Here is a 988-nt window from a genome sequence, read left to right as displayed (position 1 = left end):
GGATCACGCTCAGGACCTATGACGACGTCATGCTGATGTCCTACGCGCTCGAGTCCGGCCTCGGCGGCCAGGCGCTCGACGACCTGTCCCGCGACGATCCCGAGCCGGCTCACGCCGACAGCCAGGAGGTCACCGGCCCCTTCCGGCTGGCGATGATCCCCTGCACGACCTGCGCCGCGTGGACGACGAGCGACAGCACGATCCACCACAGCACCACGATCATGCCGAGGTCCGGCCGGCCGAACAGCGTGAACACGGTGAGGATCACGAGGTTCGGGTTGCGGCGCGCGGTGATCAGCCGGAAGAAGCTGTCGAACGGCCGCCAGACATGCATGTGCATGCCGAACAGCCGCAGGAACGCGCCCTCCAGCAGGCGCTGGACCACATAGCCGCCGACGATGACGCCGACCGCGAGGCCGGGGCGTTCGAGCGGCAGGCCGACGGCCGGCAGGCCGACGATCCAGGCCCACCACCAGAACGGCGGATGGACGAGATCGATGCCGTGGTCGAGCACGTCGCCGAACTTGGAGTAGGTCATGGTGACGCGGGCGAGCTTGCCGTCGACCGTGTCCAGGAAGGTCATGATCCAGGCCGCGACCAGGCCCCAGCCATAGTGGCCGGTCCAGAACAGCCAGAGCGCGACGAACACCAGAAGCAGGCTGACCATCGTCACCTGGTTCGGCGTGACGCCCATCACGGCGCACCATTTGGTCACGATCCGGGCCGGCAGCGGCCAGACATATTTGGTGACGACGTCGGTCACGCCCTTGTAGGAGCCGGCGAAGCTGCGGGCCTCGAAATCAGCCGCCGTCTGCGCGTTCAGGGGCGCCACATAGGCGATCTCGCGCTTGCGGAGCTTGCGGTTGTACGAGCCCGCAAGTCCCTCGGAATCCAGCGCTTCCGTGCCTGCCGGGACGCGCCCTTCCGCGAGCGCGGCGGCGGCCGCCGCGGCGTCCTGTCCCGCGACATTGGCCGCGACCGCGACCCC

1 protein-coding gene is annotated in these 988 nt (G+C 68.7%); it reads right to left on the bottom strand.

Going from position 1 to position 988, the window contains the following annotated elements:
• Positions 1-109 precede the first annotated feature (109 nt).
• Positions 110-988, bottom strand: an 879-nt coding sequence (locus ACIKT0_RS18975; protein ID WP_407106847.1) for a CDP-alcohol phosphatidyltransferase family protein, incomplete at its 5' end; no start/stop codon positions are given.

This window comes from Hansschlegelia beijingensis, assembly GCF_045505405.1.
GTDB classification, from domain to species: Bacteria; Pseudomonadota; Alphaproteobacteria; order Rhizobiales; family Methylopilaceae; genus Methylopila; species Methylopila beijingensis_A.
This window is presented reverse-complemented; position numbering and strand designations above follow the sequence as displayed.